Genomic DNA, 26,252 nt, shown 5'->3' with positions numbered 1-26,252 from the left:
ACGACGGGGGACAGAGAAGTGCGGCCCTGTGCGGCGGCCCGGGTCGCGGCTCCCCTGCGCGTCGTCCTCCCCACTGTTCTGCCCAGAGCATGCGTCGCACTCACGTTTCCCCGGGGGCGGGCATGGTCGTTTCCCGGGGACACGGCCGGTCGTTGGGCACCGCGTGAGGCACGTACAAGGGCGCGCGCGGCGCGCGAGGGCCGCGCTGGCCGCCGTAGTGACATGGGCAGGGCTCCTCGCCGGGGCCACGGGGTGTACCTCGGACGACGCGGGTGGGATCGCCGGGGTGTTCGGCGCGCCCCCGGCGCCCGAGGACGTCATCGAGGTCTCGCCCGACGACGGCAGCAGGGGTGTGCGCCCCGGGAGGAAGCTGCGGGTGCGCGTGCCCGACGGCCGGCTGGAGAAGGTGAAGGTCGTCAGGTCGCAGGACGCGCAGGAGACCCAGGTGCCCGGGCGCCTCTCCGCGGACGGCCTGACCTGGGAACCCGACGAAGAGCGGCTCGCGCTGGCAGCCGAGTACACCATCGACGCGGTGGCGGTGGACGGCGACGGACGCCGCTCGGCCCGGCACACGACCTTCACCACCCACGTCCCCGAGGAACGCTTCATCGGCTACGTCGCCCCGGAGAACCGCGCCACGGTCGGCATCGGCATGATCGTCTCCCTGGAGTTCAACCGCGAGATCACCGACCGCGCCGCCGTCGAACGCGCGGTCCGGGTCACCGCCCGCCCGCCCGTCGAGATCCGCCCGCACTGGTTCGGCGCCGCCCGTCTCGACTTCCGCCCCCGGGACTACTGGAAGCCCGGAACCCAGGTCACCGTCGCCCTGCGGCTGCGCGACGTCGAGGGCGCACCCGGCGTCTACGGCCTCCAGCACAAGACGTTCTCCTTCACCGTGGGCCGCAGCCAGGTCTCCGTGGTCGACGCCGCCGCGCACTCCATGGAGGTCCGGCGCGACGGCGAGCCCCTCGCCACCGTGCCCGTCACGGCGGGCGCGCCCAAGAACACCACGTACAACGGCAAGATGGTGGTGACGGAGATGCTCGACGTCACCCGGATGGACGGCGCCACCGTCGGCTTCAAGAAGCGCGACGGCAAGGGCGAGTACGACATCCCGGACGTTCCGCACGCCATGCGCCTGACCGACTCGGGCACCTTCCTGCACGGCAACTACTGGGCGCACCACACCGTGTTCGGCCGGACCAACGTCAGCCACGGCTGCATCGGGCTGCGTGACGTGAAGGGCGGCGGGTCGGACACCCCGGCCGGCTGGTTCTTCGACCGCAGCCTCGTCGGGGACGTCGTCGAGGTCGTCAACAGCAATGACAAAAAGGTCTCTCCCGACAACGGGCTCGGAGGATGGAATATGGGCTGGAATGCATGGAAGGCGGGCAGTGCGGTGAAGTAGCGGGACAGAGGGGCGGGTTGGCCCGGGATCCGTTGGGACCGAACGGTGACAATCGGGGGCCGCCTGCGGCCGGTGCCTTGTGGTTAATATGCGCCGACGCGCGGGGGACGCGCGGGGTGCGGGCCTGACCAGGCCCTGGGAGGGGAGAACCACGTGAACGGGCGACCGATATCGGGGGCGTCGGTTGGGCGCAGGAACGGAGTGCTCGCGTCGGCGATCGGCGTGCTGCTGCTCGCCGTCACGGCGTGCGGCGGCGGGGAGAGCGGCTCCGGCTCCGGCGAAGGCGGCAACAACGGCAAGGACTCGGGCAGCGCGCAGAGCAAGCAGTCCGAGGCGGTCGTCGGCATCACCCCGAAGGACGGGGCCAAGTCCGTCGACACGAGCGGTGCGCTGAAGGTCACCGCGTCGAAGGGCAAGCTGACCGAGGTCGAGGTCAAGGACGCCGAGGGCGGGAAGATCGACGGCGAGATATCCGGGGACGGCGCCAGCTGGACGCCGTCCACCCATCTGTCCGGCGCCACGAAGTACACGGTCCACGCGGTGGCCAAGGACTCCCAGGGCCGCACCGCCGCGGAGGACGCGGGCTTCACCACGCTGACCCCGGAGAACACCTTCACCGGCACCTTCACCCCCGAGGACGGCTCCAAGGTCGGCGTCGGAATGCCGTTCTCCATCCGCTTCTCCCGGGGCATCACCAACCCGGAGGACGTCCAGAAGGCCATCCGCATCAAGACGGAGCCGGCCGTCGACGTCGAGGGCCACTGGTTCGGCAACGACCGTCTCGACTTCCGCCCCGAGAAGTACTGGAAGCCCGGCACCAAGGTGACCGTCGACCTGAACCTCGACGGCGTCGAGGGCCGCTCCGGCGTCTACGGCGAGCAGGACAAGACGGTGAAGTTCACCATCGGCCGCAGCCAGGTCTCCGTGGTCGACGCCAAGAAGCTGACGATGAAGGTCATGCGCGACGGCAAGACCATCAAGACCATCCCGGTCACCACCGGCCAGCCCGGCATGGAGACCTGGAACGGCCAGATGGTCATCAGCGAGATGCTCACCGTCACCCGGATGAACGGCGAGACGGTCGGCTACGGCGGCGAGTACGACATCAAGGACGTTCCGCACGCCGTCCGCCTGACCACCTCCGGCACCTTCCTGCACGGCAACTACTGGGCGAGCGGCGCCTTCGGCAACTACAACGCCAGCCACGGCTGCATCGGCCTGCGCGACGTGCGCGGCGGCTGGGACAAGAAGGTGCCGGCCGCGTGGTTCTTCAACCACTCGATGATCGGCGACGTGGTGGTCGTCAAGAACTCGAAGGACCGGATCGTCGACCCGGACAACGGGCTCAACGGCTGGAACATGTCCTGGGAGAAGTGGAAGAAGTAGGCAGCGCAGGACGTGGGGGCCCCGGTGTGACCGACCGCACCGGGGCCCCTTCTGTTAGTCCCGGTTAACCTGCTGCCCATGACCGTCTCTCTCGAAGTCGCTGAAGGCGTCGGCACGATCCGTCTCGACCGCCCGCCCATGAACGCGCTGGACATCGCCACGCAGGACCGGCTGAAGGAACTCGCCGAGGAGGCCACGCGCCGCGAGGACGTGCGGGCCGTGGTGATCTACGGCGGCGAGAAGGTGTTCGCGGCCGGCGCGGACATCAAGGAGATGCAGGCGATGGACCACACCGCGATGGTCCTGCGCGCCCGCGGCCTCCAGGACTCGTTCACGGCGGTGGCCAGGATCCCCAAGCCGGTCGTCGCGGCCGTGACGGGCTACGCGCTGGGCGGTGGCTGCGAACTCGCCCTGTGCGCGGACTTCCGCATCGCCGGCGAGAACGCCAAGCTCGGCCAGCCGGAGATCCTGCTCGGGCTGATCCCGGGCGCCGGCGGCACCCAGCGCCTGGCCCGCCTGGTCGGCCCCTCCAAGGCCAAGGACCTCATCTTCACGGGCCGCATGGTGAAGGCCGAGGAGGCCCGTGAGATCGGTCTGGTGGACCGGGTCGTCCCCGTCGACGAGGTGTACACCCAGGCGCACGCCTGGGCCGCGAAGCTGGCCCAGGGCCCGGCGCTCGCGCTGCGCGCCGCGAAAGAGTCGATCGACACCGGCCTGGAGACGGACATCGACACGGGTCTCGCGATCGAACGGAACTGGTTCGCGGGTCTGTTCGCCACCGAGGACCGCGCGCGCGGGATGCGCAGCTTCGTGGAGGAGGGGCCGGGCAAGGCGAAGTTCCTCTGAACATCCGGCCAGGGGCTTGCCATTGACGCGGTGTCTGACCCGGGGTCCCTCGATGGGGCGGTTTATGACAGCCTTAAGGCAACCTTAAGCGTGCCGGAGCGGGAGAGTCCGGCGATTGTGCCGGAGTAGGGCGTTCCAGCAGGTCACGGCGGATGCCGGAGACGTCGAGATGCCTTTGGCATATGTCAGACGATCGTCGTTCCACCCCTCGTTCCCCGGGGTGTATTCCCCGGGAACGGCCCCTTCGGGTGCCCCGGGCGGCCATGATGGGGGCATGGCGGGGCTGGAGGGTATGGAACAGCCGCGGGGACACGCACATGCGGCCGCGGCGCGCTGGTCGCCGACCGTCGAGGACGAACACGCGCTCAAGGCGCTGGAGTTGTACGGCAACCCGGCGGAGGCAGAGGTTCCACTGCCGTCCCGTCCCGAGTCCGCCGCCACCGCGAGACGGCTCACCCAGGTCGTGGTCCTGCGCCACTGGGGCCTCACCCCGAAGACCACCGAGGACGCGGTCCTGCTCGTCTCCGAGCTGGTCGGCAACGCCGTGCGCCACACCGGCGCCCGGGTCTTCGGGCTGCGTCTGCACCGGCGCCGCGGCTGGATCCGCGTCGAGGTCCGCGACCCCTCCCGCGGTCTGCCCTGCCTGATGCCCGTCCAGGAGATGGACATCAGCGGCCGGGGCCTGTTCCTCGTCGACAAGCTGTCCGACCGCTGGGGGGTCGACCTCCTGCCCCGGGGCAAGACCACCTGGTTCGAGATGCGGGTCGCCGACCGCTGAGCGCGTCCCGTGCCTCACCCGGTCGCCGGACGGGCGAATCGCGGGTTTCCCTGCCAGTCGCTCATTAAATGGTGCAATGCGCCCCCATCTCCTCAAGAGCACCCTGGTCGCGGGTGCAGCCCTCGCCGTCCTCGCCGCCTGCGGCACCGGGAGCGGGGACCGGGCCTCCGAGGCGCGCGGCACCGAGGCCGCCGTGCCCGCACCGTCCGAGAAGAAGCCCGTCGAGGGCCTGCCCGGCATGCCGCCCGTCCTGGACCCCGAGGACGTGTACGCGGCCGACCGCCCGAACAAGCTGTCCCCGGTGGTCAAGGACTTCCCGTCCCGGGTCTACGTCCCCAACACCGAGTCCGACACGGTCACCGTCATCGACCCGAAGACGTACGAGGTCACCGAGGCGATCCGGGTGGGCCGGCAGCCGCAGCACGTCGTCCCGTCCTGGGACCTGAGGACGCTGTGGGTCAACAACAACCGCGGCCACACCCTCACCCCGATCGACCCGAGGACCGGCAAGGCGGGCAAGGAGGTCGAGGTCCACGACCCCTACAACCTCTACTTCACACCCAACGGCAGGTACGCCGTCGTCATGGCCTCCCTCGACCGGCAACTGGTCTTCCGCGACCCGCACACCATGGAGACCAGGAAGACCGTCCCGGTCTCCTGCTACGGCGTCAACCACGCCGACTTCTCCCTCGACGGACGCTACTTCATCGTCTCCTGCGAGTTCAGCGGCGAGCTGCTCAAGGTCGACACCGAGAAGATGGAGGTCGTCGGGCAGCAGCGGCTGCCGTTCCAGGGCGCCATGCCGCAGGACGTGAAGATCTCGCCCGACGGCAGGAAGTTCTACATCGCCGACATGATGGCCCACGGGATGTGGGTCCTCGACGGCGACCGGTTCGGCAAGCCCACCCTGATGCCCACCGGCAAGGGCTGTCACGGCCTCTACGTCAGCCGCGACTCGCGGGAGATGTACGTGACCAACCGCGGCGAGGGCACGATCTCCGTCTTCGACTTCACCCAGGACAGGCTGACCAAGAAGTGGCAGCTGCCCGACGGCGGCAGCCCCGACATGGGCGGTGTCTCCGCCGACGGCAAGGTGCTGTGGCTGTCCGGCCGCTACGACGCCGAGGTGTACGCCGTCGACACCCGCACCGGCACCCAGCTCGCCCGCATCCCGGTCGGCAGCGGCCCGCACGGCCTCGCCGTCTACCCGCAGCCCGGCCGCTACTCGCTGGGCCACACGGGCGTGTTCCGGTGAGACCGGGCCGGTCACGGCCGGTGGCGGGCGGGCAGGATCGCGGACGCGCACGCGGTCGCACGCCCTCACCGGGCCGGCCGTCACCGTGAGTTGCTCGCCGAGGTGCAGAGCACCGGGCCCGAGGCGGCGCACCACGAGGAGTGCGCCCGGGTGGGCGCCGCGCTGGAGGCGTGCCCGGCCGGTTAATCTGACCTGCGTCAGACCTGCGCCAGCAGGACGTACAGCACGAGATGAGGGGCGGACCGGTGGCGGACATCGAGGAAGCACGCAAGCAGTTCGAGCGGATCGATACGGACGGTGACGGGTTCATCACCGCTACCGAGTTCAAGGCCGCCCTGGCCCAGTCGGGTGACTGGAACGTCACCGAGTCGGTCGCCGAGGTCGTCATCAAGACCCGTGACCTCGACGGCGACAAGCGGCTGAGCTTCGACGAGTTCTGGGCCTACCTGAACAAGTAGGCGCCCGGCTCGCCCTGCCGAGCGAAGGGGCCCGGTCCATGCTGCGGACCGGGCCCCTCGCCGTGCCCGGGACGGCGAGGAGCCGCACCCGGAGCCGGAACAGCCGACCCGCCGCGCCGGTTGACCCGGTCACGGGACTCCATGGGACTCCACGGGCCGCTGTTCACCTCCGGAAGGGGCGTGGCGAGGACATGAGGATCGGCATCATCGGAGCGGGCAACATCGGCGGCAACCTGACCCGGCGGCTCACCGCCCTCGGTCACGACGTGTCCGTGTCCAACTCCCGCGGGCCCGAGACGCTCACGGCCTTGGCGGAGGAGACCGGCGCGACGCCCGTGACGGTCGGGGAGGCAGCCGGGGACGCCGAGATCGTCGTCGTCACGATTCCGCTGAAGGCGGTCCCGGATCTTCCCTCCGGTCTGCTCGACGGCGCGGCGGACGGCGTCGTGGTCATCGACACCGGCAACTACTACCCGCGCGGGCGCGACGGCAGGATCGCGGGGCTCGAGGACGACGGCCTGACCGAGAGCCGCTGGACGGAGCGCCAGATCGGCCACCCGGTCGTCAAGGCCTTCAACGGCACCTACGCCCAGGACATCCGGGGCCGCCCGCTCCCCGCGGGCGGCCCCGGCCGCATGGCCCTGCCGGTGGCCGGCGACGACGAGGCGGCCAAGCGCACGGTACGGGAGCTGATCGACGCGCTCGGCTTCGACACCGTCGACGCTGGCGGCATCGACGACTCCTGGCGCCAGCAGCCCGGCACCCCGGTCTACGGCCTGCGCGACGGCGTGGAGGCGGTCAGGAAGGCCCTGGCGGAGGCGTCCCCGGAGCGCACGCCGGAGTGCAGCGGACAGCTCAGGCCTTGCCGGCCCAATTCCGCAGCGCCGCCTTGCTCGCGAAGTCGGCCACGTTCTTGTCGAGCGGGTCGTCGGTGTACTGGTGGAAGCGCCACGTGGCCTCGATGCGGGGCTGGCCCGCGGAGACGTAGTCGGCGATCCACAGACCGTCGCCCGCATAGGACGACGTGTCGACGTTCAGCCAGAAGTGCCGGTTGCAGTAGAGCACCACTCGGTTCTCCGGCCGGAGGCCCTTGAGCTTCCGGATGAACCGGTCCTTCTCGGCGTTGCTCGCGTGCGTCCCCTCTCCGGTCGTCTCCCAGTCGACGGCGAGGATGTCGCCCGGCCGGTCCGGGGCGCTGCCGACGAAGTGCTCGGCCTGGGCGGTGAGGTTGCCGGGCCACAGGAAGTGGTAGAAGCCGACGACCAGTCCGGCGTCTCTGGCGCGCTTGGTCTGGGCGGCCAGCTTGGGATTGACGTAGGTGCGGCCCTCGGTCGCCTTGACGAAGACGAAGGAGAGGCCGTCGGTGTCGTAGGAGGAGCTCTGGTAGGCGCTCACGTCGATTCCGCGCAGCATGGGGGTCTCCCTGAAGTGCACGTGGGGGGAGGGGGAGTTCCACCACCTGGGCACGGGGCTGTGCCGGCTGGGACAAGAAGGCCGGCCTTGGTCGCGTGCGGGGCGGAGGTCCCCCGGGTCTGGGCTGTTGTGATGCCCCCGCTGCGGCGGCCCTACGCCGGGCGCGAGGCGGCTCGCACCCGGCGCTCGTGCACAGAGGGCGGATTCAGGAGGCGGGGGAGGTGACCGGGGGAGCGGGCGCGTCGGTGACGGATGCGGCCTCGCCCGAGTCGAGGGAGAGGTGTTTGGTCTCCTTGCCGATCAGGAGCGCGACCAGCGTGAGCACCGCCATCGCCGGGAGGTAGACGCCCACCAGCCAGGGCGAGCCGTCCCCGGCCTGCCACAGGGCCACGGCGATGAACGGCGCGACGGCCGCCCCGAGGATCGAGCTGACGCATGCTGAGAAGTCCGGCGGGATGGGCTCAGCACTCGATGATGTTCACCGCCAGCCCGCCCCGGGCCGTCTCCTTGTACTTCACCGACATGTCCGCGCCGGTGTCCTTCATCGTCTTGATGACCTTGTCCAGCGACACCTTGTGGGAGCCGTCGCCGCGCATCGCCATGCGGGCGGCCGTGACGGCCTTGACCGCGGCCATGCCGTTGCGCTCGATGCACGGGATCTGGACCAGCCCGCCGACCGGGTCGCAGGTCAGGCCGAGGTTGTGCTCCATGCCGATCTCCGCGGCGTTCTCGACCTGCTCGGGCGAGCCGCCGAGCACCTCGGCCAGCGCGCCCGCGGCCATGGAGCAGGCGGATCCGACCTCGCCCTGGCAGCCGACCTCGGCGCCGGAGATGGAGGCGTTCTCCTTGAAGAGCATGCCGATCGCGCCCGCGGCGAGCAGGAAGCGGACCACGCCCTCCTCGTCGGCGCCGGGCACGAAGTTGACGTAGTAGTGCAGGACCGCCGGGATGATGCCGGCGGCGCCGTTCGTGGGGGCGGTGACGACCCGGCCGCCGGCGGCGTTCTCCTCGTTGACCGCCATCGCGTAGAGGGTGATCCACTCCATGGCGAGGGCCAGCGGGTCGCCCTCGGAACGCAGCTTGCGCGCGGTGTTCGCGGCACGGCGGCGCACCTTGAGTCCGCCCGGCAGGATGCCCTCCTGGGACAGTCCGCGTGCCACGCAGTCCCGCATCACCTGCCAGATCTCCAGCAGGCCCTCGCGGATCTCGTCCTCGGTGCGCCAGGCCCGCTCGTTCTCCAGCATCAGCGCGGAGATGGACAGGCCGGTCTCCTCGGTCAGGCGCAGCAGCTCGTCACCCGTGCGGAAGGGGTACTTCAGCACGGTGTCGTCGAGCTTGATGCGGTCCGCGCCGACCGCCTCCTCGTCCACGACGAACCCGCCGCCGACCGAGTAGTACGTCTTCGTCAGCAGCTCCGCGCCCGAGGCGTCGTACGCCCACAGCGTCATGCCGTTCGCGTGGTACGGCAGGGCCTTGCGGCGGTGCAGGACCATGTCGTCGTCGAAGGAGAACGCGATCTCGTGCTCGCCGAGCAGGTTCAGCCGGCCGCCGGACTTGATCGCCTCCACCCGCTCGTCGGCGCTCCCCACGTCGACCGTGCGCGGCGAGTCGCCCTCCAGGCCGAGCAGCACCGCCTTGGGCGTGCCGTGGCCGTGGCCGGTCGCGCCGAGCGATCCGTACAGCTCCGCGCGGACCGAGGCGACGGACCCCAGCAGCTCCTCGTTGCGCAGCCGCCGGGCGAACATCCGGGCCGCCCGCATCGGGCCGACGGTGTGGGAGCTGGACGGGCCGATGCCGATCGAGAACAGGTCGAAGACCGAGATGGCCACGGGGGAACTCCTGACTACGGGGTGGTGCAGAGGGGGTGGGTGCCGCCGCCCGCCACTGACGGGCGGCGGCACCCGAAAGGTTTCTTCTTTACTTGTTCAGACCCGGGTACAGCGGGTGCTTGTCGGCCAGGGCCTTCACCCGTGCCTTGAGGGCCTCGGCATCGTAGGACGGCTTCAGCGCCTCGGCGATGACGTCCGCGACCTCCGCGAAGTCCTCGGCCTGGAACCCGCGGGTGGCCAGGGCCGGGGTGCCGATCCGCAGACCGGACGTCACCATCGGCGGACGCGGGTCGTTCGGGATCGCGTTCCGGTTGACGGTGATGCCCACCTCGTGGAGGCGGTCCTCTGCCTGCTGCCCGTCCAGCTCCGAGTGGCGCAGGTCGACCAGGACCAGGTGCACGTCCGTGCCGCCGGACAGGACGTCCACGCCCACGGCCCGGACGTCGTCCTTGACCAGACGCTCGGCCAGGATGCGGGCACCCTCCAGCGTACGGCGCTGGCGCTCCTTGAAGTCCTCCGAGGCGGCGACCTTGAAGGCGACCGCCTTGGCGGCGATCACGTGCTCCAGCGGACCGCCCTGCTGACCGGGGAAGACAGCGGAGTTGATCTTCTTGGCGAGTTCGGCCGTGGAGAGGATCACACCGCCGCGCGGGCCGCCGAGGGTCTTGTGGGTCGTGGTGGTGACCACGTGCGCGTGCGGCACCGGGTTGGGGTGCAGCCCCGCCGCCACGAGCCCGGCGAAGTGCGCCATGTCGACCATCAGGTACGCGCCGACCTCGTCCGCGATGCGGCGGAACGCGGCGAAGTCCAGCTGCCGCGGGTACGCCGACCAGCCGGCGACGATCAGCTTCGGCTTGGACTCCTTCGCCAGCCGCTCCACCTCGGCCATGTCGACCCGGCCGTCCTCGCCCACGTGGTAGGCGACGACGTCGTAGAGCTTGCCGGAGAAGTTGATCTTCATGCCGTGAGTCAGGTGACCGCCGTGGGCGAGGTTCAGACCCATGATGGTGTCGCCCGGCTTGAGCAGCGCGAACATCGCGGCCGCGTTGGCCTGGGCACCGGAGTGCGGCTGCACGTTGGCGTGCTCGGCGCCGAACAGCTCCTTGATGCGGTCGATCGCGATCTGCTCGACCACGTCGACGTGCTCGCAGCCGCCGTAGTAGCGGCGGCCCGGGTAGCCCTCGGCGTACTTGTTGGTGAGGACCGAGCCCTGCGCCTCCATGACCGCGACCGGAGCGAAGTTCTCCGAGGCGATCATCTCGAGGGTGGACTGCTGGCGGTGCAGCTCGGCGTCGACCGCCGCGGCGACGGCCGGGTCGAGCTCGTGCAGGGGTGTGTTCAGGACGGACATACGACTCCTCAGCCGGCGGAGAACGCGGTGTACTCGTCGGCGGAGAGCAGGTCGCCCGGCTCGTCCGTGACCCGCACCTTGAACAGCCAGCCACCCTCGAAGGGGGCCGAGTTCACCAGCGACGGGTCGTTCACGACGTCCTCGTTGACCTCGGTGACCTCACCGGACACGGGGGAGTACAGGTCGGACACGGACTTGGTCGACTCCAGCTCGCCGCAGGTCTCGCCGGCGGACACGGAGTCACCGACCTCGGGAAGCTGGACGAACACGACATCGCCGAGCGCGTTGGCCGCGTGCTCCGTGATGCCGACCGTCGACACGCCGTCCTCGGCGGCCGACAGCCACTCGTGCTCCTTGCTGTAGCGCAGCTCGTTGGGGTTGCTCATGGCCTGGATTCTCCTGTACGCGCGGGAGTGCTGTGGAAGGGGGACTGCTGATGAGCTGGGACGACGGGCACGGGGCCGCTGCCGCGGCCCTCCGGCCAGTGTCTACTTCTGGCGCTTGTAGAACGGCAGCGCCACGACCTCGTACGGCTCGTGACTGCCCCGGATGTCCACGCCCACGCCGGCCGTGCCGGGCGCGGCGTGCCCGGCGTCGACGTACGCCATCGCGATCGGCTTGCCGAGGGTGGGGGAGGGAGCGCCGGAGGTGACCTCGCCGATCACCTCGCCGCCGGCGACGACCGCGTACCCGGCGCGCGGGACGCGGCGACCCTCGGCGACGAGTCCGACCAGGACGCGCGGCGGGTTCTGCTCGGCGCGGGCGGCGGCCTCGCGCAGGGCCTCGCGCCCCACGAAGTCGCCCTCCTTCTCGAACTTCACCACCCGGCCGAGCCCGGCGTCGAAGGGGGTGAGGGAGGTGGTCAGTTCGTGCCCGTACAGCGGCATGCCCGCCTCCAGGCGCAGCGTGTCGCGGCAGGACAGCCCGCACGGGACCAGGCCGACACCCTCGCCGGCCTTGGTCAGGGCCTGCCACAGCTCGACGGCGTGCTCGGGCTTCACGAACAGCTCGAAGCCGTCCTCGCCGGTGTAGCCGGTCCGGGCGATCAGGGCCGGGACGCCCGCGACCGTGCCGGGCAGCCCGGCGTAGTACTTCAGGCCGTCGAGGTCGGCGTCGGTGAGGGACGCCAGGATCCCGGGCGACTGCGGGCCCTGGACGGCGAGCAGCGCGTAGGCGTCCCGGTCGTCGCGCACCTCGGCGTCGAAACCGGCGGCGCGCTCGGTCAGCGCGTCCAGCACCACCTGGGCGTTGGAGGCGTTGGCGACCACCATGTACTCGGTCTCGCCCAGCCGGTAGACGATCAGGTCGTCCAGGATGCCGCCGTCGGCCCGGCAGATCATGGTGTAGCGGGCCCGGCCCGGCTTCACACCGCCGATGTTGCCCACCAGGGCGAAGTCCAGCAGGGCGGCGGCCTGCGGGCCGGTGACGGTGATCTCGCCCATGTGGGAGAGGTCGAAGAGGCCTGCCTTCGTGCGCACCGCGGTGTGCTCGTCGCGCTCGGAGCCGTAGCGCAGGGGCATGTCCCAGCCGGCGAAGTCGGTCATCGTCGCGCCGAGCGAGCGATGCAGGGCATCGAGCGCGGTGTGACGGAGTTCTCCTGTACTGCTCACGGTCGGTGTCTCCCAGGGGCATGACGGGCGAGGTCGTTCCTCCCCATCTGTCATCGGAACCTGAGAGGTTCGCCATGACCACTCGGGACACGGCTTGCACCTTGGGTGGGGCCACGCCTCGCGTGCGGAGGAGGTGGCCCGCTTTTCAGATGTGCCTCGCCCGCGCGGTAACGGGGCCTGAGAGATTCAAGGGAGGGACTTGCTCCTTCGGCGCCCCAGCTCTTGCGGTGCTGGGAACTCTCCCGCGCGGATTCAAACGGCCGGTATGCAGTTGGCGCGCACATCATTGCACGCATCCTTCCGGCGCGGCAGGGGGACCTTTCACAGGGGGAGTGCACGCGTCCCACGCGTCGGGCACGGTGACCTGTAGCAGCCCTGTTGCAGGACGAGCACCAAATGGAGAGGCGTGCGGCATTACCTTCTCTTTACACTCGGCGGGGATGGGACTCCGTACCTGGCCCCAGGGGAGGACGATCACGGTGAACAGGACCACCGCGTACGCGACGACGGGCATCGCGCTGCCCGAGCAGCCGGCCGCCCGGGCCCGGGCGGTCAGCACTCCGGCACCGGCACCGGCGCCGGTCGTCCGCGATCTGCGCGACCGTGCCGGCCGGAGCCCGCACGCGCTGCTGTTCGGCCCCCGCGACCTCGTCGTGGTCACGGGCCTGCCGGGCAGCGGCAAGTCCACGCTGATGCGGCGCACCGTGCCGGGCCGGCGCATCGACTCCCAGGACACCCGCGACCGCTGGGCCCGCCGCATGCCGCGTGCCCTGCCGTACGCGCTCTACCGCCCGTTCGTCCGCCTCGCCCACTACGCCGGACTGCGCCGCGCCCTGCGCACGGGCGAGGGCGTCGTCGTCCACGACTGCGGCACGCAGGCCTGGGTCCGCCGCTGGCTCGCCCGCGAGGCCCGCCGCCGCGGCGGCACCCTGCACCTGCTCCTCCTCGACGTCACGCCCGAAGAGGCCCTGGCCGGTCAGCGCGACCGCGGCCGCGGCGTCTCGCGCTACGCGTTCCTGCGCCACCGCGCGGCGAGCACCCGCCTGCTGCGCGCGGTGGAGCGCGGAGACCTCCCCGCCGGCTGCGGTTCTGCCGTCCTGGCCGACCGGGACGCGGCGGACGGCCTCCGCAGAATCGGCTTCACGGGCTGAACCGCACACGCGCCCGCGGTCCGGCATCACCCATGCCGCCCCGAGTCCGTCAGCCGTTAGCCTTTTGACCCACAGCAGTGGTTCCAGGCAGGCGGTAGGCAGATGGACATCCCGGCGGACTTCTCCGCGGACTTCCCGGCGCACACGCAGACCCACCCGCACGGCGGTTGGCCCGGCAACGAGCTGGAGGAGGTGCTCTCGGCCTCCCTCGGCGCCGGACCGGCGGCCGGCGGGCGGATCGTCGAGGTGCTGGGCCGGAGCTTCGTCTGGATCCCGCTGCCCAACGGCGGCGGCCCGCACAGCGGCCCCCTCGACCTGCCCGGCATCGAGATCGACGGCCAGGCGTTCGTACCGGTGTTCAGCTCCGAGGAGCAGTTCCGCCAGGTCGCCGGCTCGCACATGTCGTACACCATCGCCCCCGCGGTGGAGTTCGCCCGCGGCCTGCCGCCGCACGCGGGGATAGCCGTCAACCCGGGCGGTGTGGTCGGCATCCCGCTCCCGCCGCCCGCCGTGGCCGAGCTGTGCCGGGCCGGCCGGACCCCGCTGGACGGCCCCGCGAGCGGCGGCCGGGTCCGCCTCTTCGAGCCCGACTGGCAGGACGACCCGCTGGACTTCCTGGCCGCCGCCGCCGCGGAGTTCGAGGCGACCGGCGTCGTCGTCACCGCCCGCCGCTGCCTCGCCGCGATCGAGACCGCCGACCCGGTGATGTTCGTCGGCGTCGAACTCTCCCAGTGGGAGGGCGACCTGCGCGTCCTGCCCCTGGACGCCCTCACCCGGGCCGTCACCACCGCCCCGGCCCCCTGGCCGGTCAACCTGGTGCTGCTCGACGTGACGGAAGACCCGGTGGGCGCCTGGATGAGGGAACGGGTCCGGCCCTTCTACCAGCGGTAGGGCAGCCGCCACGGGGGCGCGGGGCTGTATCGTCATGCGGCTCCGCCGCGGGGGCGCGACCCACCACACGCGACCCGCACCCGCCCGGCGGCATAATCCCCGGGCTCCCCTGCGGGCTTAAGCTAGGACACCGTCGAGGCGTTGTACGAAGGGGCGGTAAAGGTGAGCGCGAGCGGCACGGCCGCGGCCGGACAGGTCGAGCACATGCTGCGCCAGGTCACGCCCGGGCGTTACGACGCCTACGAGGCACTCCTGCGCGCGCTCGCGACCCCGCACACCGGCCAGATCTGGATGCTCCTGTGGCAGGGTCAGGCCGGCTCGCCCGACGCCCAGTACGGGAACATGGACGTCGACGGCCATGGCTACGCGCCCTGCGTGACCTCCGCCCAGGAGCTCTCCGCCAGCGGCTGGAACCGCTCGTACGAGGTGATCGACGGGCTCGACGTCGCCCGCGCCCTCTACCCCGACCACTACGGCCTCTGGCTCAACCCGCACGCCCCGGGCGGCGGGGTCGGCATCCCCTGGCTCGACCTGCGCCGGATCGCCACGGGCCTGGACCGCCAGCCCGCCGGGCCCCTGCGCCTGTCCGAACCGGCCATCGAGATCCCGCAGTTCTACGCCCTGCTCGCGCAGAACGCCCACCGCACCCCGGCCGTCCGCTCGCTGCGCCGCGCCTGGGTGCAGCCCGCGCTGGGAGCGCCCTACCTTGCCATCGGACTGGACGTGTACGACACTTCGCCGCCGGCCGTGGACTCGGTGCGCGCGATGATGCAGCAGTCCCTGGGCGCCGTACCGGACGGGCTGCCCGTGTCCACCGTCGCCATGTCCGACGAGCACGACCCGGTCGCGATGTGGCTGCGCGCGAAGGCACGCCCGTTCTACGACCGCGAGGCCCACGCCACCGCCCCGGTCCAGACGCCGGCCTCCGGCTACGGCTACCCTCCGGCCCAGGGCCGGTACTGACCGGCTGGAAGTCGTCCCCGGCAGCCTCCTCCGCACCCTCCCCGGAACGCGAGGATTGCTCAGCTCTTCGCGCGTAGATAGGGGTGAAAAGTTCGCACCTGTCCTAAAATGCCCTTGTCCTGGGGTGTCCGACCCCTGTTACCCGTTGTCCGGATAACGGAACCCCGCAGACAGCATCACGTTTACGCATCCTTTCACCGCCAAGTCTGGCAACAGATCGCCAAAGCGTTGAAGACTCCCCGCAAGACACGGGCCGGGTCGGTCTCGTGTACGAGACAAACAAAACCGCTACAGCGGCACCAGGGGCTCGGCGACCGCCGGCCCGAGAGGGGTCAATCGCACCGTGACCGCACCGATCGAGACCACCGGGGCGGAAGCCGGAGCACAGCCCGAGGCCGTGCTCTCCGGGGTCAAGAAGAGCCAGATCGAAGGGCGCTCGCTCACCCAGATCGCCTGGATGCGCTTCAAGCGGGACAAGGTGGCGATGGCGGGCGGCGTCGTCGTCATCCTGCTCACGCTGCTGGCGGTGTTCTCCAAGCCGATCCAGTGGATCTTCAACCTCGATCCCAACAAGTTCAACCAGGACCTCATCGACCCCGCACTGCTCGCCCCCAAGGGCGGCTGGGGTGGAATGAGTTGGGACCACCCGCTGGGCGTGGACCCCCAGTACGGCCGTGACATGCTCGCCCGCATCATCGACGGCTCCTGGGTCTCCCTCCTGGTCGCGGGCGGCGCCACGCTGCTGTCCGTGTGCATCGGCACCGTGCTCGGTGTCGTCGCCGGGTACTACGGCGGCTGGATCGACAGCGTGATCAGCAGGCTGATGGACACGTTCCTGGCCTTCCCCCTGCTGCTGTTCGCCATCTCGATCTCGGCCTCGGTGCAGGACGGGTTCTTCGGCCTCGAAGGACTCTCCCTGCGCATCAGCGTGCTGATCTTCGTGATCGGCTTCTTCAGCTGGCCGTACATCGGCCGCATCGTGCGCGCCCAGACGATGACCCTGCGCAAGCGGGAATTCATCGAGGCGTCCACCAGCCTCGGGGCACGCGGCCCGTACGTCCTGTTCCGGGAGCTCCTCCCGAACCTCGTCGCACCGATCCTCGTCTACGCGACGCTGATCATCCCGACGAACATCCTGTTCGAGGCCGCGCTGAGCTTCCTCGGCGTCGGTATCGCTCCGCCGCAGGCCTCCTGGGGCGGCATGCTCAGCAACGCTGTGGATCTCTACACGGCTGATCCGCAGTACATGTTCGTGCCCGGACTGGCGATCTTCATCACCGTCCTGGCCTTCAACCTGCTGGGTGACGGGCTGCGTGACGCCCTCGACCCTCGCAGCAAGTGATCCATCGAATGAGGGGGCTTCCTCAGGTGAAGACGAGAAGGGTGACCGCCGGCGTTGCGTCGGTCCTGGCACTGTCGCTGGGCGCTGCCGCGTGCGGCGGAGGCGACGACAACGACGGGGGAGGCAGTGGCAAGAAGGACGCCGCGCTGAACTCGATCGTCAACGCGTCCGACAAGAAGGGAGGGACGGTCACGTACGAGCACTCGGACGTGCCGGACTCCCTCGACCCGGGCAACACGTACTACGGCTGGGTCCAGAACTTCTCCCGCCTCTACGGCCGGACGCTCACCACGTTCAAGCCGGCGGCGGGCAAGGCCGGCCTGGAGGTCGTGCCGGACCTCGCGGAGGGGCTCGGCAAGTCCAGCCCGGACGCCAAGACCTGGACGTACAAGCTGCGTGCCGGTGTGAAGTTCCAGGACGGCACCCCGGTGACGTCCAAGGACGTGAAGTACGCCATCGAGCGCTCCAACTTCGCGCCCGAGGCGCTGTCCAACGGCCCGACGTACTTCAAGGCCTACCTGGAGGGCGGCGACAAGTACAAGGGCCCCTACAAGGACAAGTCCGCCGAGGGCATCAAGTCCATCGAGACGCCGGACGACCGGACGATCGTCTTCAAGCTGAAGCAGCCGTTCGCCGACTTCGACTACCTGGCGACCTTCTCGCAGACGGCCCCCGTGCCGCAGGCGAAGGACACCGGTGCGAAGTACGTCCAGGCCATCCAGTCCACCGGCCCGTACCAGTTCCAGTCCTACGAGGAGGGCCGCGGCGCCACCCTCGTGCGCAACAAGCAGTGGGACGCCAAGACGGACCCGATCCGCAAGGCCCTGCCGGACAAGATCACGATCAAGTTCAAGGTCAACCCGGTCACGGTCGACAACAACCTGCTCTCCGACAAGATCACGGCTGACGCGGCCGGCACCGGTGTGCAGCCGCAGACCCAGCCGAAGGTGCTGCGCGGCAAGTACGCCAACCAGACGGACAGCTCCTACGCGGGTGCCACGCAGTACATCGCGCTCAACGTGAACGTGAAGCCGTTCGACAACGCCGACTGCCGCAAGGCCGTGCAGTGGGGCCTCGACAAGCAGTCGGTGCTCGACGCCATGGGCGGTTCCCCGAAGGGCGACGTGGCGACAACGCTGCTGCCGCCGTCGGTGAACGGCTACACCAAGTTCGACACCTACGCGACCGACGGTCACAAGGGTGACGTGGCCAAGGCCAAGGCGGCCCTGAAGGCGTGCGGCAAGCCGAACGGCTTCAACACGATCCTGACGGCCCGCTCCGACCGTCCCGCCGAGGTTGCCGCGGCGACCGCCATCCAGGCGTCGCTGAAGAAGATCGGCATCAACATCGAGATCAAGCAGTTCCCCTCCGGCAAGTACTTCTCGAACTTCGCCGGTGTCCCGAGCTACGTCCACGACAACAAGCTCGGCATGCTCTCGATGGCGTGGGGCGCCGACTGGCCGACCGGCTACGGCTTCCTCGACCAGATCATCAACGGTGCGGCCATCAAGCCCTCGGGCGGCAACAACCTGATGGAGCTGGACGACCCGAAGATCAACAAGGCCCTGACGGACGCGATCGCCAACACCGACGACGCGGCCCGCACCAAGGCCTGGGGTGACATCGACAAGATGGTGCTCGACAACGCCTCGGTCGTCCCGCTGGTCTACCGCAAGAACCTGCTGCTCCGGCCGACGTCCGCGCAGAACGTCACGGTCACGCAGGCCTACCTCGGCATGTACGACTACCTGCTGATGAGCTCCTCGAAGTAATTCAGCAGGCCGGATCCTTTCGAAAGGCAGGTGAAGGCACCGGGTGGCCGCGGCGGACGATCCCGCCGCGGCCACCCGGGGCCGTACAGCTGTGGCTGCGTACATCCTCCGACGCGTCATGGGCGCAGTGCTGTTGCTGCTGGTGGTCAGCGCAGTCACCTTCGCCATCTTCTTCCTGGTCCCCCGCCTCGGGGGGCAGACGGCCGACCAGTTGGCCACCCAGTACGTCGGCAAGGACGCGAACCCCGCATCCGTCGCCGCGATCAAGCAGAACCTGGGTCTGGACCAGCCGGTCTACGTCCAGTACTGGGAGTTCATCAAGGGCCTCGTGGTGGGCGCCGACTACAAGTTCGGTCCCGACGCGACGCACTGCAGCGCACCCTGCTTCGGGTACTCCTTCAAGAGCCACATCGAGGTGTGGCCGCAGTTGGAGCAGCGGATCCCCGTCTCCTTCTCGCTGGCCATCGGTGCGGCCGTGATCTGGCTGGTCACCGGTGTCACGACCGGTGTCATCTCGGCCCTGCGCAAGGGCAAGCCGATCGACCGCTTCTCCATGTTCATCGCGCTCGCCGGCGTCTCGCTGCCGATCTTCTTCACCGGCCAGATCCTGCTCGCGCTCTTCGTCTACGAGATCCCGATCTGGGAGAGCATCGACTACGTCCCGTTCACGGACAACCCGGCCGAATGGGCCTGGCACCTGATGCTGCCCTGGATCAGCCTCGCGTTCCTCTTCTCCGCGCTCTACGCCCGGCTCACCCGGGCGGGCATGCTGGAGACGATGAGCGAGGACTACATCAGAACGGCCAGGGCCAAGGGTCTGAAGGAGACCACGGTCGTGGCCAAGCACGGCCTGCGCTCCGCGCTCACCCCGATCGTCACCATCTTCGGCATGGACTTCGGCACCCTGGTCGGCACCGCGGTGCTCACCGAGACCGTGTTCTCCCTCCAGGGCATCGGCGCCTACTCGGTCCAGGCCATCAAGGACAACGACCTGCCCATCGTGATGGGTGTGACCCTGGTCGCCGCGTTCTTCATCGTCTTCTGCAATCTGATCGTCGACCTGGTGTACGCCGCCATCGACCCCCGGGTGAGGTACTCGTGAGCAAGCTCGACAAAGCCGCGCTCGGCGAACCGGACACCACCGCAGCGTCCGTCCCGGACGACGTGTTCCTGTCCGTCCGTGATCTGCGCATCCACTTCGACACCGACGACGGCCTGGTCAAGTCCGTCGACGGCGTCAGCTTCGACGTGCGCAAGGGCCAGACCCTGGGCATCGTGGGCGAGTCCGGCTCCGGCAAGTCGGTCACCTCGCTCGGCGTGATGGGCCTGCACCGCTCGGCGCGCGCCAAGGTCTCCGGCGAGGTCTGGCTGGACGGCCAGGAGCTCATCGCGGCCGACCCCGACGACGTACGGCGGCTGCGGGGCCGGAAGATGGCCATGATCTTCCAGGACCCGCTGTCGGCGATGCACCCCTACTACTCGGTGGGGCACCAGATCGTCGAGGCGTACCGGGTCCACCACGACGTCAGCAAGAAGGTCGCCCGGCAGCGGGCGATCGAGATGCTCGACCGGGTCGGCATCCCCGAGCCCGGCAAGCGCGTCGACGGCTACCCGCACGAGTTCTCCGGCGGTATGCGCCAGCGCGCCATGATCGCCATGTCGCTGGTGAACAACCCCGAGCTGCTCATCGCCGACGAGCCGACCACCGCCCTGGACGTCACCGTGCAGGCACAGATCCTCGACCTGATCCGGGACCTGCAGAAGGAGTTCGGCTCCGCGGTCATCATGATCACCCACGACCTGGGCGTGGTCGCCGAGATGGCCGACGACCTGCTGGTCATGTACGGCGGCCGGTGCGTGGAACGCGGCCCCGCCGAGGACGTGTTCTCCGAGCCCCGGCACCCCTACACCTGGGGTCTGCTCGGCTCGATGCCGCGTCTGGACCGGGAGGAGACCGACCGGCTCATCCCGATCAAGGGCGCGCCGCCCTCCCTCATCAACCTCCCGTCCGGCTGCGCCTTCCACCCGCGCTGCCCGTACGCGGACATCCCGAAGGACAACGTCACCCGCACGGTCCGCCCCGAGCTGACCGAGGTCGGCGGCTCGCACTGGGCCGCCTGCCACATGACGCAGGAGCAGCGGGAGCGTATCTGGACCGAAGAGATTGCGCCGAAGCTGTGAGCGACGACAAGACGGTGAGCACACCGGACACGAGCGGGAGCACCCTCACCAAGGGCACCACCGCCGACGGCGAGGTCCTGCTGAAGGTGACCGGCCTTCAGAAGCACTTCCCGATCCGCAAGGGCCTGCTCCAGCGGCAGACCGGCGCGGTGCGTGCCGTCGACGGCATCGACTTCGAGGTGCGCAAGGGCGAGACGCTCGGTGTCGTCGGCGAGTCGGGCTGCGGCAAGTCCACCATGGGCCGGCTGATCACCCGGCTGCTCGAACCGACCGGCGGTACGGTCGAGTTCGAGGGCAAGGACATCACGCACCTGAAGACCGGCGAGCTGCGCCCCATGCGCCGCGACGTGCAGATGATCTTCCAGGACCCGTACTCCTCGCTGAACCCCCGCCACACGATCGGCACGATCGTCAGCGCCCCCTTCCGGCTCCAGGGCGTCGAGCCCGAGGGCGGGGTGAAGAAGGAGGTCCAGCGGCTGCTGTCGGTGGTCGGCCTCAACCCCGAGCACTACAACCGCTATCCGCACGAGTTCTCCGGCGGCCAGCGCCAGCGCATCGGCATCGCCCGCGCGCTCGCGCTCAACCCCAAGCTGGTCGTGGCGGACGAGCCGGTCTCCGCGCTGGACGTGTCGATCCAGGCGCAGGTGGTGAACCTGCTGGACGACCTCCAGAAGGAGCTGGGCCTGACGTATGTGATCATCGCGCACGACCTGTCGGTCGTCCGGCACGTCTCCGACCGGATCGCGGTGATGTACCTCGGCAAGATCGTGGAGCTGGCCGAACGCGACCAGCTGTACAAGTCGCCGATGCACCCGTACTCCAAGGCCCTGCTGTCGGCCGTGCCGATCCCGGACCCCAAGCGCCGGGGCGTCAAGAGCGAGCGGATCCTGCTCAAGGGCGACGTGCCCTCGCCGATCGCCCCGCCGAGCGGCTGCCGCTTCCACACCCGGTGCTGGAAGGCGACGGAGATCTGCAGGACGACCGAGCCGCCGCTCAAGGAGCTGCGGGCCGGGCAGCAGGTCGCCTGCCACCACCCGGAGAACTTCGCGGACCAGCAGCCCCAGGACACCAAGCTGCTGTCCTCGGCGCACGAGGTGGCCGCGGAGAACGGCGTGGAGAAGTCCACGGGGAGCGACACCGCGACCGTCGAGAAGTGAGTCACCCCGAGCCCCCGCCCTCGTACATCGGGGCGGGGGCTCACCCGTGGGTGAAAATGTGCGGGTGCTCCAGCAACTCTTCAGCCCGTCCGTCCAGCACACGCTCGACCTGATCGGCATCTTCGTCTTCGCGATCTCCGGCGCCCTGCTGGCCGTGCGCAAGAACTTCGACGTGTTCGGCATGGCCGTGCTCGCCGAGGTCACCGCGCTGGGCGGGGGGCTCTTCCGGGACCTGGTCATCGGGGCCGTGCCGCCCGCGGCCTTCACGGACCTGGGGTACTTCCTCACCCCGCTGCTCGCCACCCTGCTCGTCTTCTTCCTGCACCCAGAGGTGGAGCGCATCCAGGTCGCGGTGAACGTCTTCGACGCGGCCGGCCTCGGCCTGTTCTGCGTCGCAGGCACGACCAAGGCATACGAGTACGGGCTCGGCCTGACCGCCTCGGCCGGGCTCGGGCTGACCACCGCCGTGGGCGGCGGTGTGCTGCGGGACGTGCTCGCCAACGAGGTGCCCTCGCTGCTGCGCTGGGACCGCGACCTGTACGCGGTCCCGGCGATCGTCGGCTCCGCGCTGGTCGCCCTGTGCATCCGCTACGACGTCCTGAACCCGCTCACCAGCGGCCTCGCCGTGATCACCGCCTTCGTACTGCGCCTGCTCGCGATGCGGTACCACTGGCGAGCTCCGCGGGCGTGGCACCGGCGGTCGACGGTGAGCGAGGAGGAACAGCCCGTCCTGCCCTGACGGGTCCGACGCCCATCTCCTGGGTCAGCCACCCGAACACCGGGACCACCTGCGGCCGCCACAGCGCCATGGTGTGGCCGCCCGCGCTCTTCGGGATGTGGACGACGTGCACGGTCGTCGGTGCCTCGGCGGCCTGCTCCAGGGCCACGGCGTCCTCGTAGCCGTCGTGCGGCCGGCCCGAGAGGTACAGCGCGATCCGCGGCGGCACGGGCGACCTGCGCAGCATCAGCAGCGGGTTGTTCGCGGAGCGCAGGGCGGGGCTCTGCGCGGTGAGCGAGTCGCGCTCGCCGATCGGGTCGTTGTAGCCGGACAGGCTGACGGCGGCCCGGTAGCGGTCGGGATGGGCGACGGCGAGCCGGGCGGCGCAGTGCGCCCCGGCCGAGTACCCGGCGACGGCCCAGCCCCGCGGGGCGGACTGGGCGCGGAAGTTGTCGGTGACCATCTTCGGCACGTCGATGCTCAGCCAGGTGTCGGCGTTGACCGTACCCGGGACGTTGGCACAGCCGGTGTCCTTGGCGGCCAGCAGGTTCGTGCGGGGTGCGACCAGGATGAACGGGGCGACCCGCCCGTCGCGCATCAGCGGCTCGAGCTGCTCGTGCGCGTGCAGCGAGCCGAACCACGCCTTCGCCGAACCGGGGTAGCCGGGCAGCAGCTCCACGACCGGGAACCGGTGGTGCCGGTAGGCCGGTTCCCGGTACTGCGGCGGCAGCCAGACGTAGACCTCCGCGTTCACACCCGACACCCGGCCCCTGAGCTGGGTCACCCGCACCCCGCCGGCCGCGCTCATCCCGGGCCCGGTGGCGGACTCGAAGGTCTGCCGCACCTTGGGCAGCCGCTTGAACGCGATCCCGCCGGTGCCGTCGGCGCCCAGGTTCGCCGCCTGCTGCACATGGTCGCCGGTACCGAGGAGATCGGCCCAGTTGCCGTACAGGTTGGCGTTGTTGACCAGCGTAAAGACCAGGGCCACGGCCGTCCTCTGCGCGAACAGCAGCATCAGCGCCCTGGCCGTGGTCCGCAGCACCCGGGGCCCGCGGACGCGCGACCAGAGGACCAGCGGCAGGACGAGGGCGGCGACGGACAGGGCGATCAGCGTGCAGAGGAACGGGGTTCCGGTGAGGCTCATGCCCTTGCAGAGGGGCGAGCGGGAGCGAAGGTTTACGGATCAGCCGGACACTTACCGAGATATTGCCCGTGTCTCACCGACGCGACCGGGACCGGAAGCACAAAGCTACCGCTTAGTAGTTAGTTCTTGTAATGTTCAGCCATGCCAGAAGCAGCCACCGCCCCGGCCGTCCGGGCCACGATCGGCGACAGCGAGTTCGACCGCGACACCGCGCTCACCCGCCGTGCGCCCGGCGTCTACGACATCGACCTCTCCGCCGGCTGGACGATCATCAGCGCCGTCAATGGCGGCTACCTGCTGGCCGTCCTCGGCCGGGCCCTCGCGGACGCCCTGCCGCACGCCGACCCCTTCACCGTCTCGGCGCACTACCTGACCGCCTCCCAGCCCGGCCCCGCGGTCGTCCGCACGGACGTCGTCCGCACCGGCCGCACGCTGTCGACCGGCCAGGCCTCCCTCTTCCAGTACGACGACGAGGGCCGTGAGGTGGAACGCATTCGCGTCCTCGCCTCCTACGGCGAACTGGACGCCCTGCCCGACGACGTCCGCACGACGGCCCGGCCGCCCGCGATCCCGCCGATGGAGCACTGCTTCGGCCCGGAGGACGGGCCCACCCCCGTCGACGGCAGCTCGGCGATCACCGAGCGCCTGATGCTCAAGCTCGACCCGTCCACCCTCGGCTGGGCCCTCGGGCAGCCCTCCGGCAAGGGTGAGATGCGGGCCTGGTTCGGGCTCAAGGACGGGCGCGACCCCGACCCGCTCTCCCTGCTGCTCGCGGTCGACGCCCTGCCGCCCACCGCGTTCGAGCTCGGGCTGAAGGGCTGGGTGCCGACCGTCGAGCTGACCGTGCACGTCCGCTGCCGCCCGGCCCCGGGCCCGCTGCGGGTGTCGATCACCACGCGCAATCTCGCCGGCGGCTTCCTGGAGGAGGACGCCGAGGTGTGGGACAGCGCGGACCGGCTGGTCGCGCAGTCCCGGCAGCTGGCGCGGGTCCGGCTGGGCTGAACCCCGCCCCCGTTGACAGGCGGATCACAGGACAGCCCCAAGGGGGTCCCAGGCGGCGCTGGTTGAGTGCGTCGCCTCGGAACTCCCTCCTTCTTCCTGGAGCTGTCTCTCATGAAGCGTGCGCGTCTCGTCCCCGCCGTGGTCCTGCTCGTGCTGTCCCCCTTTGCCCTCGCGGCTTGCGGGCCGGGTGACTCCTCGTCGGCCTCGGACGGCGGGGGCGGGGCAGGGCGGCAACAGGCCTGCCGGGCCCCGTCGGGGGCGCCCTCGGGGGCACCTTCCGGTGTTCCTTCGGGGGCACCGTCGGGTGCGGCATCCGCGGGTGCGAAGCCCACAGGTGCGAAGCCCACGGGTGCGCCGTCGGGTGCTCCTTCGGGGATGCCCGGCGGTGCGCCGGGAGGCGGGCAGGGCGGCCAGGGCGGTCCCGGTGGGGGCCAGGGCGGCGGCTGCGGCGGGCCGGGCGGCGGCCGGACCGCCGGCGGGCAGGGGCAGGACGCGCAGCCTCAGCAGTCGCAGAAGGCGCAGGAAGCGCAGAAGAAGCGGTAGGCGCTCCAAGGCGGCACAGGTGGGCAGGTGGGCCGGTGGGCCGGTCCGGGCCCACCCGGGACACGGCGAGGGCGGCGCGTCCGGCGAACGGGCGCGCCGCCCCAGTGTGTTGCCGGGGGTGTCAATCCAGCCAGTGATGGCGCCCGAGCCCGATCAGCCGCATCTGGCGGGTCGCCAGCTGTGCGACGTGCCGGGTCCGGGCCGGGCGCTCCCCCTCCGGCCCCTCCAGGGCCTCCAGGAACAGCGACGCCGTGCTCAGCATCTGGTCGACGTAGAGGTGGGCGAGCATCAGCAGGTCGTCCTCGCTCCAGCCCTCGGACACCGGGTCCTTGGCCAGCTCGTCCTTGACCTCCTGTGCGAACCGGGCCAGTTGCTCGCGTATCGCCTCCCGAACCGGCTGAACTCCGCCATGTCGTTCACGGGCGATGAAGCGGACATGGGCGGGGTACCCGTCGACGTGACGGGCGATCAACTCGATGGTGCGCGTGATGCGTTCCTCGTGGTCGCCCGTGGTGGACACCGTCGTCCGGATCATCGGGTGCAGGCTGCCCAGCGCCTCCTCGACCAGAGCCACGCCCAGGTCCGCCGTGGAGCGGAAGTGGCGGTAGAAGGCGGTCGGGGCGACACCGACGGCGCGGGTGACCTCGCGCAGTCCCAGGCTGCTCAGGCTCTGCCCCTCCAGCAGCCCGAGGGCCGCGTCGAGGAGTGCCTTCCGGGTCTTCTGCTTCTGGGCCTGCCGGATGCCGAGGGTGTGACTCATACCATGCAGTTAACAACTGTTCTCTGGAATTGGGAAGTCATGAGAGGCGTTAGACTGGGAAGTCAGTGAACAACTGTAGCCACAATCGTTCACCGAAACCCTGGGGGTTGTTCCCGTGCTGTTCATCGTCGCCGCACTCCTGCTGCTGGGCGTCGTCCTGGGCACCGTGGCCCACGCGCCGCTCACCTTCTCCGTCGCCGTCGGCGCCGTCATCGCCGTCTGGCTCGGCATCTTCGCGCTCCGCGAGCGCGGCCGCCGCCGCCACACCCAGGCCCACTGACCCCGACCACCCCT

At 70.2% G+C, this 26,252-nt stretch carries 24 protein-coding genes, 2 pseudogenes and 1 riboswitch; of the genes and pseudogenes, 18 read left to right on the top strand and 8 right to left on the bottom strand.

Going from position 1 to position 26,252, the window contains the following annotated elements; genetic code table 11:
* Positions 1-163: 163 nt before the first annotated feature.
* The 7 genes and pseudogenes from AB0937_RS12960 to AB0937_RS12930 form a co-directional block, all read left to right on the top strand.
* Positions 164-1,408, top strand: a complete 1,245-nt coding sequence (locus AB0937_RS12960) for an Ig-like domain-containing protein (RefSeq protein ID WP_366711423.1) — start codon at positions 164-166, stop codon at positions 1,406-1,408.
* Positions 1,409-1,609: 201 nt separating this feature from the next.
* Positions 1,610-2,794: an Ig-like domain-containing protein gene (locus AB0937_RS12955; RefSeq protein WP_366711422.1), complete on the top strand. Its 1,185-nt coding sequence runs from the start codon at positions 1,610-1,612 to the stop codon at positions 2,792-2,794.
* A gap of 78 nt (positions 2,795-2,872) precedes the next feature.
* Positions 2,873-3,640 (top strand): enoyl-CoA hydratase-related protein, encoded by a 768-nt coding sequence (locus AB0937_RS12950; protein ID WP_366711421.1) that lies wholly within the window; start codon positions 2,873-2,875, stop codon positions 3,638-3,640.
* A gap of 169 nt (positions 3,641-3,809) precedes the next feature.
* Positions 3,810-4,418, top strand: a complete 609-nt coding sequence (locus AB0937_RS12945) for an ATP-binding protein (protein ID WP_366711420.1) — start codon at positions 3,810-3,812, stop codon at positions 4,416-4,418.
* 76 nt (positions 4,419-4,494) lie between these two features.
* Positions 4,495-5,673, top strand: a complete 1,179-nt coding sequence (locus AB0937_RS12940; RefSeq protein ID WP_366711419.1) for a YncE family protein — start codon at positions 4,495-4,497, stop codon at positions 5,671-5,673.
* Between the two features lie 245 nt (positions 5,674-5,918).
* Positions 5,919-6,131, top strand: a complete 213-nt coding sequence (locus AB0937_RS12935) for an EF-hand domain-containing protein (protein WP_366711417.1) — start codon at positions 5,919-5,921, stop codon at positions 6,129-6,131.
* Between the two features lie 191 nt (positions 6,132-6,322).
* Positions 6,323-6,964, top strand: a pseudogene (locus AB0937_RS12930) (NAD(P)-binding domain-containing protein); the annotation flags it as partial.
* Positions 6,965-6,986: 22 nt separating this feature from the next.
* Here AB0937_RS12930 and AB0937_RS12925 read toward each other — a convergent pair.
* From AB0937_RS12925 to gcvT, 6 genes and pseudogenes are all read right to left on the bottom strand, one after another.
* Positions 6,987-7,544: a glycoside hydrolase family 25 protein gene (locus AB0937_RS12925; RefSeq protein WP_366711416.1), complete on the bottom strand. Its 558-nt coding sequence runs from the start codon at positions 7,542-7,544 to the stop codon at positions 6,987-6,989.
* 205 nt (positions 7,545-7,749) lie between these two features.
* A pseudogene (locus tag AB0937_RS12920) lies at positions 7,750-7,977 on the bottom strand (MFS transporter); the annotation flags it as partial.
* A gap of 28 nt (positions 7,978-8,005) precedes the next feature.
* The gene (locus AB0937_RS12915) at positions 8,006-9,373 is read right to left on the bottom strand and encodes an L-serine ammonia-lyase (protein ID WP_366711414.1); all 1,368 of its coding nucleotides are present in this window, start codon (positions 9,371-9,373) and stop codon (positions 8,006-8,008) included.
* Positions 9,374-9,461: 88 nt separating this feature from the next.
* Entirely contained in the window at positions 9,462-10,724 is a 1,263-nt protein-coding gene (glyA, locus tag AB0937_RS12910) for a serine hydroxymethyltransferase (protein WP_366711412.1), read from the bottom strand.
* 8 nt (positions 10,725-10,732) lie between these two features.
* The gene (gene gcvH, locus AB0937_RS12905; RefSeq protein ID WP_234845364.1) at positions 10,733-11,110 is read right to left on the bottom strand and encodes a glycine cleavage system protein GcvH; all 378 of its coding nucleotides are present in this window, start codon (positions 11,108-11,110) and stop codon (positions 10,733-10,735) included.
* A 102-nt stretch (positions 11,111-11,212) separates the two neighbouring features.
* Entirely contained in the window at positions 11,213-12,334 is a 1,122-nt protein-coding gene (gene gcvT / locus AB0937_RS12900) for a glycine cleavage system aminomethyltransferase GcvT (protein WP_366711410.1), read from the bottom strand.
* A gap of 155 nt (positions 12,335-12,489) precedes the next feature.
* Positions 12,490-12,589, bottom strand: a riboswitch (glycine riboswitch).
* A gap of 224 nt (positions 12,590-12,813) precedes the next feature.
* Here gcvT and AB0937_RS12895 point away from each other — a divergent pair.
* The 9 genes from AB0937_RS12895 to AB0937_RS12855 all read left to right on the top strand — a co-directional run bounded on the left by AB0937_RS12895 (position 12,814) and on the right by AB0937_RS12855 (position 22,530).
* A complete protein-coding gene (locus AB0937_RS12895) occupies positions 12,814-13,485 on the top strand; it encodes an AAA family ATPase (RefSeq protein WP_366711408.1) in 672 nt (223 codons plus the stop codon).
* A 102-nt stretch (positions 13,486-13,587) separates the two neighbouring features.
* Complete coding sequence (locus AB0937_RS12890; protein WP_366711406.1) at positions 13,588-14,376, top strand: enhanced serine sensitivity protein SseB; 789 nt, start codon at positions 13,588-13,590, stop codon at positions 14,374-14,376.
* Positions 14,377-14,538: 162 nt separating this feature from the next.
* Complete coding sequence (locus AB0937_RS12885; RefSeq protein ID WP_366711404.1) at positions 14,539-15,339, top strand: enhanced serine sensitivity protein SseB C-terminal domain-containing protein; 801 nt, start codon at positions 14,539-14,541, stop codon at positions 15,337-15,339.
* Positions 15,340-15,682: 343 nt separating this feature from the next.
* Positions 15,683-16,681 (top strand): ABC transporter permease, encoded by a 999-nt coding sequence (locus AB0937_RS12880; RefSeq protein ID WP_366711403.1) that lies wholly within the window; start codon positions 15,683-15,685, stop codon positions 16,679-16,681.
* 8 nt (positions 16,682-16,689) lie between these two features.
* Positions 16,690-18,453: an ABC transporter substrate-binding protein gene (locus tag AB0937_RS12875; RefSeq protein WP_366711402.1), complete on the top strand. Its 1,764-nt coding sequence runs from the start codon at positions 16,690-16,692 to the stop codon at positions 18,451-18,453.
* Between the two features lie 91 nt (positions 18,454-18,544).
* Positions 18,545-19,555, top strand: coding sequence for an ABC transporter permease (locus AB0937_RS12870; RefSeq protein WP_366711400.1), 1,011 nt, complete (start codon positions 18,545-18,547; stop codon positions 19,553-19,555).
* On the top strand, positions 19,552-20,634 hold the full coding sequence (locus tag AB0937_RS12865; RefSeq protein ID WP_366711399.1) for an ABC transporter ATP-binding protein: 1,083 nt from the start codon (positions 19,552-19,554) through the stop codon (positions 20,632-20,634). Before AB0937_RS12870 ends, AB0937_RS12865 begins: the two co-directional genes overlap by 4 nt.
* Positions 20,631-21,791 carry a dipeptide ABC transporter ATP-binding protein gene (locus AB0937_RS12860; protein WP_366711397.1) on the top strand — a complete coding sequence of 387 codons (1,161 nt, stop codon included), beginning with the start codon at positions 20,631-20,633 and terminating at the stop codon, positions 21,789-21,791. Before AB0937_RS12865 ends, AB0937_RS12860 begins: the two co-directional genes overlap by 4 nt.
* 64 nt (positions 21,792-21,855) lie before the next feature.
* The gene (locus AB0937_RS12855) at positions 21,856-22,530 is read left to right on the top strand and encodes a trimeric intracellular cation channel family protein (RefSeq protein ID WP_366711395.1); all 675 of its coding nucleotides are present in this window, start codon (positions 21,856-21,858) and stop codon (positions 22,528-22,530) included.
* Here AB0937_RS12855 and AB0937_RS12850 read toward each other — a convergent pair.
* Positions 22,421-23,653: an alpha/beta hydrolase-fold protein gene (locus AB0937_RS12850; protein ID WP_366711394.1), complete on the bottom strand. Its 1,233-nt coding sequence runs from the start codon at positions 23,651-23,653 to the stop codon at positions 22,421-22,423. The genes AB0937_RS12855 and AB0937_RS12850 overlap by 110 nt on opposite strands.
* A gap of 141 nt (positions 23,654-23,794) precedes the next feature.
* Between AB0937_RS12850 and AB0937_RS12845 the strand changes: the two genes are divergently transcribed.
* Positions 23,795-24,655, top strand: a complete 861-nt coding sequence (locus AB0937_RS12845; protein WP_366711393.1) for a thioesterase family protein — start codon at positions 23,795-23,797, stop codon at positions 24,653-24,655.
* 664 nt (positions 24,656-25,319) lie between these two features.
* Here the strand turns inward: AB0937_RS12845 and AB0937_RS12840 are convergent.
* On the bottom strand, positions 25,320-25,958 hold the full coding sequence (locus AB0937_RS12840) for a TetR family transcriptional regulator (protein WP_366711392.1): 639 nt from the start codon (positions 25,956-25,958) through the stop codon (positions 25,320-25,322).
* 115 nt (positions 25,959-26,073) lie between these two features.
* On the opposite strand from AB0937_RS12840, the gene AB0937_RS12835 reads away from it, so the two are divergent.
* Complete coding sequence (locus AB0937_RS12835; RefSeq protein WP_031103608.1) at positions 26,074-26,238, top strand: hypothetical protein; 165 nt, start codon at positions 26,074-26,076, stop codon at positions 26,236-26,238.
* Positions 26,239-26,252 lie beyond the last annotated feature (14 nt).

Origin of the sequence: Streptomyces sp. NPDC047880, from assembly GCF_040706515.1 — a bacterium.
Taxonomy (GTDB): domain Bacteria; phylum Actinomycetota; class Actinomycetes; order Streptomycetales; family Streptomycetaceae; genus Streptomyces.
This window is presented reverse-complemented; position numbering and strand designations above follow the sequence as displayed.

Excerpts from the sequence above, each read along its gene's own strand:
- AB0937_RS12890 (WP_366711406.1), top strand. The coding sequence starts at position 13,588 with ATGGACATCCCGGCGGACTTCTCCGCGGACTTCCCGGCGCACACGCAG.
- AB0937_RS12925 (WP_366711416.1), bottom strand. The coding sequence starts at position 7,544 with ATGCTGCGCGGAATCGACGTGAGCGCCTACCAGAGCTCCTCCTACGAC.
- AB0937_RS12945 (WP_366711420.1), top strand. The coding sequence starts at position 3,810 with ATGCCTTTGGCATATGTCAGACGATCGTCGTTCCACCCCTCGTTCCCC.
- AB0937_RS12840 (WP_366711392.1), bottom strand. The coding sequence starts at position 25,958 with ATGAGTCACACCCTCGGCATCCGGCAGGCCCAGAAGCAGAAGACCCGG.
- AB0937_RS12940 (WP_366711419.1), top strand. The coding sequence starts at position 4,495 with ATGCGCCCCCATCTCCTCAAGAGCACCCTGGTCGCGGGTGCAGCCCTC.
- AB0937_RS12845 (WP_366711393.1), top strand. The coding sequence starts at position 23,795 with ATGCCAGAAGCAGCCACCGCCCCGGCCGTCCGGGCCACGATCGGCGAC.
- AB0937_RS12950 (WP_366711421.1), top strand. The coding sequence starts at position 2,873 with ATGACCGTCTCTCTCGAAGTCGCTGAAGGCGTCGGCACGATCCGTCTC.
- AB0937_RS12850 (WP_366711394.1), bottom strand. The coding sequence starts at position 23,653 with ATGAGCCTCACCGGAACCCCGTTCCTCTGCACGCTGATCGCCCTGTCC.
- AB0937_RS12875 (WP_366711402.1), top strand. The coding sequence starts at position 16,690 with ATGAGGGGGCTTCCTCAGGTGAAGACGAGAAGGGTGACCGCCGGCGTT.
- gcvH (WP_234845364.1), bottom strand. The coding sequence starts at position 11,110 with ATGAGCAACCCCAACGAGCTGCGCTACAGCAAGGAGCACGAGTGGCTG.
- glyA (WP_366711412.1), bottom strand. The coding sequence starts at position 10,724 with ATGTCCGTCCTGAACACACCCCTGCACGAGCTCGACCCGGCCGTCGCC.